At 60.2% G+C, this 10828-nt stretch carries 6 protein-coding genes and 1 pseudogene; 5 read left to right on the plus strand and 2 right to left on the minus strand.

What is annotated here, in order from left to right:
* Positions 1-412: 412 nt before the first annotated feature.
* From thiS to ACR0P8_RS07250, 3 genes are all read left to right on the plus strand, one after another.
* Positions 413-607, plus strand: a complete 195-nt coding sequence (gene thiS, locus ACR0P8_RS07240; RefSeq protein WP_432624452.1) for a sulfur carrier protein ThiS — start codon at positions 413-415, stop codon at positions 605-607.
* Positions 608-815: 208 nt separating this feature from the next.
* Entirely contained in the window at positions 816-1529 is a 714-nt protein-coding gene (gene thiF, locus ACR0P8_RS07245) for a sulfur carrier protein ThiS adenylyltransferase ThiF (protein WP_432624447.1), read from the plus strand.
* Positions 1530-1713: 184 nt separating this feature from the next.
* The gene (locus ACR0P8_RS07250) at positions 1714-2628 is read left to right on the plus strand and encodes a thiazole synthase (protein WP_432624448.1); all 915 of its coding nucleotides are present in this window, start codon (positions 1714-1716) and stop codon (positions 2626-2628) included.
* A gap of 192 nt (positions 2629-2820) precedes the next feature.
* Here the strand turns inward: ACR0P8_RS07250 and ACR0P8_RS07255 are convergent, their stop codons facing one another.
* A complete protein-coding gene (locus ACR0P8_RS07255) occupies positions 2821-4350 on the minus strand; it encodes an amino acid permease (protein ID WP_432624449.1) in 1530 nt (509 codons plus the stop codon).
* A 380-nt stretch (positions 4351-4730) separates the two neighbouring features.
* Here ACR0P8_RS07255 and ACR0P8_RS07260 point away from each other — a divergent pair, with 380 nt between their 5' ends.
* Complete coding sequence (locus tag ACR0P8_RS07260; protein WP_432624450.1) at positions 4731-5897, plus strand: ATP-binding protein; 1167 nt, start codon at positions 4731-4733, stop codon at positions 5895-5897.
* A gap of 75 nt (positions 5898-5972) precedes the next feature.
* The gene (locus ACR0P8_RS07265) at positions 5973-7430 is read left to right on the plus strand and encodes a cation:proton antiporter (RefSeq protein ID WP_432624451.1); all 1458 of its coding nucleotides are present in this window, start codon (positions 5973-5975) and stop codon (positions 7428-7430) included.
* 8 nt (positions 7431-7438) lie between these two features.
* On the opposite strand, the pseudogene ACR0P8_RS07270 reads toward ACR0P8_RS07265, so the two are convergent.
* Positions 7439-9410, minus strand: a pseudogene (locus ACR0P8_RS07270) (ABC transporter permease); the annotation flags it as partial.
* Positions 9411-10828 lie beyond the last annotated feature (1418 nt).

The following is a 10828-nucleotide window of genomic DNA, read 5'->3' on the forward strand; positions in this document are numbered from 1 at the left end:
ACGAGCTTCGACCGAGGACTTGATGCGGGTAATGCCGCCGTAAGGAGACGGGTTGTTCGCGCCGCCAAGGCGCATCTCAATCTTCCGTTCGCGATAACCGAATATCGCGTGATTAGGGTCACGGAGGGGCGCACCACCTCACAGGGTACGGTTCCTTCGGCGACCCTTTTTTCGTACCGACCCCGAGTGTCCGGTTCGGCAGAAACGGACATGTGGAAGCCGCAAACAGATGCTTGTATGTCCGATTCGGCAGAAACGGACACACGTGCATCCCGAAAGGCACTTCGTGTGTCCGATTCTGGAGAAACGGACACACAGAGGACCAAAACCGGCGTTCAGATGTCCGATTCTGCAGAATCGGACACTCAAGGGGCCATAGACAGTGCCGCAGGCACAGAAGGGAACACCGCACATGATCATCAACGGCAAGGAAGAGAACGTCGCCACGCCCATCACCGTGGCCGAGCTGATCGAAAGCAAGGGGCTGCGCGCCGACCGCGTGGCCGTGGAGCTCAACGGCGAGATCGTGCCCCGCACCAAGCGCGCGCAGACGCAGCTCAAGGGCACCGACACCCTGGAAATCGTCACCTTCGTGCAGGGCGGCTGAGCGGCACTGCGATTCAGCGATTCAGCAATCCGCCAAATCGGCCCGGACGCGGCTGCATGCACAACATGCACAACATGCACAACACACGTGACGCATGTGACGCACGTCCGGCGAACGTAGGCACGCGACGCGCAGCACGCCGCAATCGCACGCACAGCAACGCAAGCCAACAACACCCAGCACATCAACGAACGGAAGAATAACCATCATGACCTTTGAACCCACTGCAACACCGGAACAGATCAACGCCCGCCAGCAGGCATTCGACAACCTGCCCGACCCCACCACGCTGGTCAGCCGCGAGGAAATCCGCGCGGCCTTGCTCGACCGCCACACCGCCGCCACGCAGGACAAGCTCGACGCCGCGCACGTGGCCATCTGCGGCCTCGGCGGTCTCGGCTCCACCATCGCGGTGGCCCTGACCCGCATCGGCGTCGGTCATCTGCACCTCATCGACTTCGACCGCGTGGACATGACCAACCTGAACCGTCAGCAGTACTTCCTCAAGGACCTCGGCCAGTACAAGACCGAGGCGCTGCGCTCCAACCTGCGCCAGATCAACCCGTTCACCGAAATCACCATCGACACCGTCAAGGTGACCGACGAGAACGTGCCGACGCTGTTCGAGAACGAGGACATCATCTGCGAGGCGTTCGACGTGCCGGAGAACAAGACGATGCTCGTCAACGCGGTGCTGGAGAACCTGCCGGACAAGAAGCTCGTGAGCGCTTCGGGCATGGCCGGATTCCGCAGCTCCAATCTGGTGAGCACACGCCGCGTCTCGAAAAACTTCTACTTCTGCGGCGACGGCGAGACCGCACCGGTGCCGGGTGCCGGTCTGATGGCGCCGCGCGTGGGCGTGGTCGCCTGCCATGAGGCGAACATGATCACCCGTCTGATCCTCGGCGAAGAGGACGCATAAGGCCGCAAGGCACAAGGCATGCGGGGCCGGTGCGCAGCGGAAAATGCTACGTTACTCCACTACGCACCGGCCCCGCCACACTAGTCCCTGCGCACCGATCACAACGCAATATCCACCGTGCATCAATCGCGGCCACCGCAAGAAAACAGCGAAAACCGCGTAATTCCAACGAAAGGAACCGACTATGAGCACTGAACACACCATCACTACCGCGGAGAAGGACGTCGCCGCCGCGCCGAACGCCACGCTCGACGAGCTGGTCGGCACCACCACGAACACCGCCATCCTGCCGGAGCCGGACGCACACGCCTACGACGAGATCGCCACCGGCGACGCCGATCCGCTCATCCTCGGCGGCCACAAGTTCACCAGCCGCTTCATCCTCGGTTCCGGCCGCTACGACCTGAACCTCATCAAAGCCACCATCGAGAACGCCGGCACGCAGATCGTCACCATGGCGTTGCGCCGCTGCCGCACCACCGAAAACAACCTGCTCGACTACATCCCCAAGGGCATCACCATGCTGCCGAACACGTCCGGCGCGCGCAATGCCGAAGAGGCAGTGCGTATCGCGCGTCTGGCCCGCGAGGTGTGCCAGACGGACTTCGTCAAGGTGGAGATCGAACACGAGGCGAAGTACCTGCTGCCCGACAACGAAGAGACCATCAAGGCCACGAAGCAACTGGCCAAGGAGGGTTTCGTGGTCATGCCGTACATGTTCCCGGACCCAATCGCGGCGAAGCGTCTTGAGGATGCGGGCGCTGCGTGCGTGATGCCGCTTGGCGCGATGATCGGCTCGAACAAGGGCCTGCGCGCACGCGACTTCATCGAGGTGATCATCAAGAACTCCAACGTTCCGGTAATCATCGACGCTGGTATCGGCCGTCCGAGCCAGGCCGCCGAGGCTATGGAAATGGGCGCGGACGCAGTGATGGCGTACACGGCCATCGCTTCCGCCGGCAACATTCCGCTGATGGCACGCGCGTTCAAGAATGCGATCGCGGCCGGCCGTGAGGCGTACCTGTCCGGTCTGGGCAAGGTGACGGAAGATCACGCTGTGCCGTCCAGCCCGACGAACGAGGCTGATTACATCGGCTGATCGGCTGCGATTCGCGCCGATTACCAACAGGCTGAGCCGCACACTACGTGCGATGACGGTGGCTGTTTGCGATGGCACATCGCCATCGCACGACAAAGGGTCGGTGGGAGACTTACGTTTCCCACCGACCCTTTTGTATCGCACGTTGCGTCCGTATCACGTAACACCACGCAACCACGCTATTTGCGCGACCTACTTGCGCGAGACCGCCTTCGAATCGCCTTTCTTGGAACGTTCGCTCAGCAGGCAGTATCCGCCAAACACCACCAGCCAGACCACGCCGGCGATCGCCGAACCGCGCGTATCGGCCGAAAGAAACAGCGTCACGTACACGAATACGAAGAACGCGATCGCAATCCAATCCGTCACCTTCCATGCCGGCATCAGGAAGCCGTCCGCAATGAAGTCGGAGCTCTTGCGATAACCGCGATGCGCGAACATCGTAAGCACGTAGATGAAGATCACCACGGCGCTGGCTGCGGAGGAGAACAGCACGAACGCGCTGTTGACGCCGGGAATCATGTTGATGATCGGGGACAACAGCACCATGCAGCCGGACACCACGATTGCCTTGGCCGGCACCTTGCGGTCGGACACTTCGGCCAGTCGCGCCATGGCCGGAACGTCAGAATCCTGCGCCAGCTGGTACAGGTGGCGGCCCGCCGAATACAGCAGCGAGTTGAGCGACGATGCGGCGGCGGTGATCACCACGAAGAACACCAGCGCGGCGGCCCAGTCAAGCCCCGCGTACTTGAAGACCATGATGAACGGGGACGGGTAGGAGCCATCGGAGTTCGGCTTGAAATTGCGCCATGGCACAATCGCCATGATGGCGACCAGCGCGCCCACGTAGAAAATCAGAATACGCATGATGATCTCGTTGATGGCCTTCGGCAGCACCTTGCGCGGATTCTGCGTTTCGGAGACGGTCACGCCCACGAATTCGATGAGCAGATAGGCGAAGAACACCATCTGGAAGCTCATGAAGAAGCTCATCCAGCCGTTCGGCGCGATGGAGAAACCGTCGACAAGGTTCTTCAACGAAACGGAGGCGCCCGGAATGGTGCCGTCCACACCATCGATGGTGGTGGCCGGATAGTGGAAGCCGATGACCAGCATGACCACGGCCGTGACGATAAGGCCGACGATCAGCGTGATCTTGATCATCGAGAACCAGAACTCCGCCTCGCCGAACACTTTGACGGCGATGAGGTTGATGGCGGTGAGCACCACCAGGAAGCACAGTTCGATCAGCCATTTCCACGCATGGAGTTCTATACCGAACATACGGAAGAACGTGACGAAATAGGTGCTGACCGCCGTGATCTCGGTCATGCCGGTCAGAATGAGCACGATCCAATACGTCCAGCCCGCGAACTTGCCCCACGCACGGCCGAGGTAACGCCCGATGAAGTTGATGAAGGTGTGCTGGCTCGGGTCGCGGTACATCATTTCACCGATGGCGCGCATGAGCAGGAACATGATCAGGCCAACGCCAACGTATACGAAGATGATGCTGGGGCCCGTCAGGGCGATGGATTTGCCGGAGCCGAGGAACAGGCCCGTGCCGATGGTGCCGCCGATGGCGATGAATTGCACATGGCGATTCGTCAGGCCACGGGACATTTCGTTGTCTTCGTCGAGGCTTTCGACGGATTTGATCTGCGACTGCGCGTTGCCAGCCGCGCCGGTTTTTCCGGTTTGCGTATTCCCAAAAGTCATAATGCTCACACCCTACCGCGAGAACCGCACAATAAACTTCATTGTTCGTAACGCGAAAGAAACCCGCATCCCCTCGTACGTTTATCTCTGAAATGTCTGGTTCCCGAACAGAAATAAGGCGTCAACCGGACGTTCAGGCAAAGCGCTCAGGCAAGCATTGAAGAAACACGTGCCATTCCCAAATACCCCCTATAGCAGACAGCCCAACATCCATAAGACGCCTGCAGGCAGATATCATCCCAATGGTGGATTGGAAACGATTTATGTAAATCGTGGGTTAGACTTTATGCAAATCGTGGGTTAGACTTTATGCAAATCGTGGGTTAGACTTTATGCAAATCAACGAATAGCTGCTTCAAAACCCTTGCAGGAGGCGCAAAATGCTTCATCGAACGCTCAGCGACAAACTGCTGCATCTTGCCCAGCAATTTCCGGTCGTTTCCGTCACCGGCCCAAGGCAAAGCGGAAAATCCACACTCGTCCGAAACGTCTTTCCCGATTATCGCTACGTTTCCCTCGAAGACACGGATATGCGCGCGGTAGCCCAAGATGATCCACGCTCATTCCTCGCCCGCTTCGACAACAAGGTCATCCTCGACGAAGTGCAGCGTGTCCCCGAATTGTTCTCATATATGCAGGGGGTAATAGACAACGCGAATATGCCCGGACAGTACATACTTTCCGGTTCGCAGAATTTTCTGCTCATGAAAAGCATTTCCCAGTCGCTCGCAGGTCGCGTGGCAATCCTCCACCTGCTTCCGCTTTCCTATAACGAGCTTTCAGGCACGGACTTCGAGCCGACGGCCATGAGCGATTTCCTGTTCCGTGGCGGATATCCCCGGCTTAACGTCATTGGCATCGCGCCCGAAGACTTCTTCCCAAACTACATCCGCACCTACATCGACCGTGACGTGCGCGCCGAACTGGGCATACGGAAAGTATCGTCCTTCAACACATTTCTCACGCTATGCGCCACACGGATCGGCGAAGTGCTGAATATCGAAAGCCTTGCCAACGACTGCGATATCAGCGTCGATACGGCCCGTAACTGGATGTCCATCCTCGAATCAAGCTTCATTGCATTTCGTCTACACCCTTACCACAAGAATTTCGGGAAACGCCTGATCAAAGCCCCGAAACTGTATTTCTACGACACTGGACTGGCAGCTAATCTACTAGGCATCGAAACCGCCGAACAGCTTGCAGAAAGCCAATACCGTGGCAATCTTTACGAGAATGCGGTCGCGGTCGAAATCATCAAACGCTATCAGGCGCTTGGAAAAGAACCGAGGCTGTTCTTTTGGCGGGACAGCAACAAAAAAGAGGTTGATTTCATCCTCGAGAAAGGCGGCAAGCCCCTGTATGCGATCGAAGTCAAATCGTCCGCCACATACCGGCCAAGCGCTTTCGAGAATCTGGAAGACCTCGCGCCGATTATGGGTGTGGAGACGGATCATCGCTTCGTCGTCTACGGGGGTGATGAGTCCTTCCCCACCAAACATGGGACAGTACTGGACTTCGGCAGCCTCGGCGATCTGGTCGCCTGATCACATCGCATCCGCGTTATATGCACCGGGCTTAACCCCAGCCAGCCCGTCACGCAGGGACATTAGGCTGATGGCATGACGCAAGAGCTCGTTTCATTGACCATCATCATGGCGGTGGCGGCCGTCAGCCCGATCGTGGCGCAGCTGATCCCAGGAAAATTCATTCCGCAGACCGTGCTGCTGCTCGCCGCCGGAGCCGCGCTCGGTCCATACGGTTTTGGCGTGGTGCAGGTGAACGACGCTGTGAAACTCCTGAGCGAGCTCGGCATGGCATTCCTGTTCCTGCTCGCCGGCTATGAGATCAATCCGAAGCGTCTTGCCGGGCATCAAGGCAAGGTCGGCCTCATCACATGGGTGGTCACGCTGGGCCTTGCATGGCTGGTCGTGACGTTCATCCCGTTCTTCTCCAAACAGGGCATCAACGGCATCGCCACAGTCATCGCGCTCACCACCACCGCGCTCGGCACGCTCATGCCGATCCTCAAGGAACGCAGCCTCGAGGGAACCCCCATCGGCGACGCGATCATCTCTTACGGAACATGGGGCGAACTCGGTCCGATCATCGCCATGGCCATACTGCTGTCCACCCGTACCGGATGGCAGACCATGCTCGTACTCGGCACGTTCCTCGCCATCTGCCTGCTGTGCGCGACCCTGCCTGCGAAGGCGCTCAAAACCGGCCATCGCCTGTACCATTTCCTTACGGAAAACGCGAACACGTCATCGCAGACCCTGATGCGGCTGACCACGTTCCTGCTCATCTTCCTCGTCACCATCTCCGCGCTGTTTGACCTTGACGCGGTGCTCGGCGCGTTCGCCGCGGGCTTCATCCTGCGCTACATCATCCCCGACGGCAGCCAATCGCTGGAAATGAAACTGGAAGGCGTCGGCTACGGATTCCTCATTCCCGTCTTCTTCGTGGTATCGGGAGCGGCGATCGACGTGCGCGCCGTCGCCGGGCGGCCCGCGCTGCTCGTCGCGTTCATCGTCATGCTCATGCTGATCCGCGCGGTGCCGGTGTACATCGCCATGTCAATCGACAAACGCAGCAACCCGATGTCGTCGCACCACCGCGTCACCGTCGCGCTGTATTGCACGACCGCGCTGCCGATCATCGTCGCCGTCACATCGCTGGCGGTGAAGGTCGGCACCATGCAAAGCGACACCGCGTCGACGCTCGTCGCGGCCGGTGCGATCACGGTGTTCCTGATGCCGCTGCTCGGCTCAATCACGTATCAGGTGGCCGACGTGCACCCGGTCACCGCGGTCCGGGAGATCGCGCACACGCCGTCCGATTGGCGTGAGATCGTGCACGAGCATGCGCAGATACGCACGCTGCTGCACCATCAGGATCGGCTCAAGCGCTTGGCGGAGACGTTGGACGTGCTGGAAGCGCATGGGCATGGCGACGAGCACCGGGCCGCGCTTGTGGAGCGCGCCCGACATGAGATCGACCGGCAGCTGAAGGAGCTTGGCCTGGACCCGCATCTCACCACGCAGCTGCCGCACAACTACCGCTATCCGAAGAATTAAGGTGCCGGCTACTCCACGGACTTGAGCGAGCCGATCGGGTCGATGCGGTCAAGCACCGGATTGACGAACAGTTGCACCAGCAGCGCGAACGCCATGGTCACCGCGGCCGCGACCACGTAGCTCAGCGGCTTGACCTCCACCTCGAAATACAGCGAAGGCATGTTGAGCGCCATGGTCAACAGGCCGCCCACGAATCGGCCGAGCGGCAGACCCAGCGCCACCCCCATGACGGTGAGAATCATCATCTCGCGATTCACGTAATGGTGCACTTCACGGTCGAAGAAGCCAAGCACCTTGAGCGTGGCCATCTCGCGCACGCGTTCGGACACGTTCGTATTGGCGAGCGTGAACAGCACCACCAGCGCCAGACCGCCGGCGAGCGCCACGATCAGCGCCACCACCGCGCCCATGAGGTCGAATTTGAAGCTGTCGGCCATGTGCGCGCAACTCACGGTCTTCATCACCGCATCGTCTTTTTCCAGCGATTGCGCGTAGGCGGTTTGCGAGGCGTCGGTTCCGGAGAGTTTGGCGAGCATGGCGTTCCAGGCCAGCGCCGTGGAATCCTGAGTGTCCGATTCTGCAGAAACAGACACGTAGGACCTGGTTTTCGTGCTTTGAATGTCCGATTCTGGAGAATCGGACACGTAGGCATCGATTTGGGTCGTCTGTTTGTCCGATTCTGCAGAATCGGACATTCTCGATGCGGAAGAACCGGCAGATTTAGAACTCGCGCCGGACGTATCGGATACGAAGGTTTTGCCGAACAGTTTGGTGTAGTAGGCTTCGCTCACGTACACGTCCGAGCCGATGAGATTGCGATTCACCGCGGCCACTTTCGCGACGGCCTGCACGCCATCGCCGTTGGTCAGCTGTACTTTGCTTCCTGCGGTGACGCCGAACGCGTTCGCCGCCGACTGCGCCACGATCACGCCGTCGTCATCCAATTTTCAGGGAACCGGCCTTGCCTGCCTCGGAAGAGCCCAGCATCCCGGTTCTCACCGGCTGCAACGTGACCATCGTACCCAAATCGGACAGCCGCTTTTCCGGCACCGTGATCAGCTGGATGCTTGCGCTGCCGCCGTTCGAGCTGCCGCCATTCGAATCGTCGGCTTTCCTTCCGGCATCGTCCGATTTTCCGGCACTCCCCTTCCCAACCGTCAGATCTCCTGATTCGACGCGCACGTCGAGCGATGACGTGACGCGCCCGTCCGAAGCGACTTTGGCGCGCATCTCGTCCGCGTCCGAATCGCCGGAAACCACCATCAGGTCGTATTGGTAGATGTCGCGGTATTGCTTGATTCCAAGGTCGGCGACGGTGTCATTGATGGCGAGGCCGCAGACGATAAGCGCGGTGCAGCCGGCCACGCCGCCGACCGTCATGATCAGACGCGACTTGAAACGGAAGATGTTGCGCGCGGTCACTTTGCCGAGGAAGCTCATGCGATTCCAAATCGGCCGAATCCGTTCCAGCAGAATGCGCGAGCCGGCACGTGGCGCTTTCGGCCGCATCAGTTCGGCGGGCGTCAGACGCATCTCCCGCACGCACGCGTAGATGGTGGCGGCGAGCACGCCGACCACAAACAGCGCGACGCCGAGCGAACCGTACAGCCAGTCGTATTCCAGATGCACGCCGGGCATCACGTACATGCCCTCCAATACGACCAGCAGGAACGCCGGAATGCCGAGGAAGCCCGCGAGCAGACCGAGTCCACCGCCGATGAGGCAGGCGAGCACCGCGAACAGCAGGTAGCGCGACGCCACCACGAGGCGCCCGTAGCCGAGCCCCACGTAGGTGCCGATGAGCGAGCGGTCCTCCTCGACCATGCGCGCCATGGCGGTCAGGCTCATCATCACGGCCACTATCAGGAATACGATCGGGAACGCGTTGCCGAGCGACTGGATGGAGTCGAGGTCGGATTTGAGCGCACTGAATCCGCCGAGCGACTGCCGGTCCTGCACGTACCACCGCACTTGCGGAACACTGTTCTTCAGCTCGTTCTCCTTGGTTTTCAGCGTTCGCTCGGTTTTCGCCCGCTGTTCGTCCAATTGCGATTGCGCCTGGTCGAGCTGCTGTTTGGCCTGCGTCAGTTCGGGGCTTGCCGCGATTGCTGTTTCACGCATTGTTTCACGCATGGCGTCGGTGAGATTGGCGGCTGCGGCGCCCGCCTGCATGTCGACGATGCGGTCGAGTTGCTGGTTGAACCGCTCGCGATTGGCGTCGATGCGCGACTGCGCCTCGGCGAACTGCTTGTCGGCTTTCGCACGTGCGTCGGCGATCCGCTTTTCGCCCGCGTCGAGCAGCTCCTGGCGGCGGGCCTTCTGCCGGTCGGTTTTCACGGTGCCGTCGATGCGGTCGGCCACCCGCCCGACGGTGTCCTCGTACGATTCGTCGAACGTGTCTTCGGCCACGGCGCCTTTGACGAGGAGGGTCGCGGACGTATAGAGGGTGCCGGTCACGCCATCGGAGGGGGCGAAGAACGTGTAGTCGGTGGTGGCGGTGGAGCGGAACGATGTCATGGCGGAGTAGCCGTCCGGATTGCTCAGGTTCCGTGGATCGAGCACCACGCCCACGATGGTGAGCTTGGTCGGGAAGCTGGGCGCCGCGTCGGTTTCGGAGGTCCCGTCCGTTTCGTCCGCGACCGCGACGGTTGCAGCGCCACTTTGAGTGTCCGATTCTGGGGAAACGGACACTTGAGCACCGTTTCCAACCTCCTGAATGTCCGATTCTGGGGAAACGGACACATAGGCATCCGATTGAGCACCATGTTTGTCCGATTCTGGGGAATCGGACATCCAGGCGATGGTTTTGCCGGTTTGTTTGTCCGATTCTGCAGAATCGGACACTTGGGCATCCGAAGAGGAGGACTTGGAGGATTCGGGGGTTACGGTGAGGTGGCTGCCGATCTTCTTGCCGGAGTCGAGCATGAATTTCCGGGTCACCGCGATTTCGCCGGCTTTCTTCGGCAGGCGTCCTTCCTGCACGTACGGCTGGTCGATGCCGTCCGTTCCGATTTCCTGCATGGTCGCCGATTTGCCGCCATCCAAGTCGACGTTGACGTCCTGCGACCGCTCCGGCTGCACTTTCTCGACGCCGTCGACGGCACGCAACGCGGCGATATCGTCATCCGTCAGTCCCGCGGTGGACAGCACCTGGATGTCGTGCAGACCTTGAGCGTCGAAGAACCGATCGGTACCGCGGAACGCGTCCCGGCAACCCGCGTATATGCCGGTGAGCACGGCCACGCCCAGCAGGGTGATCATGGCGATCGAAACGAACCTTTTCCACGAATGCGCCCACATACGCAACATGTCTTTGACGAACGCCATCACGGCCTCCCTCATACGACCACATACAACCCACATGCCCCACACGCAGCCACCGCCACCGCAACACCGCA

The organism is Bifidobacterium sp. (genome assembly GCF_050874245.1).
GTDB lineage: Bacteria > Actinomycetota > Actinomycetes > Actinomycetales > Bifidobacteriaceae > Bifidobacterium.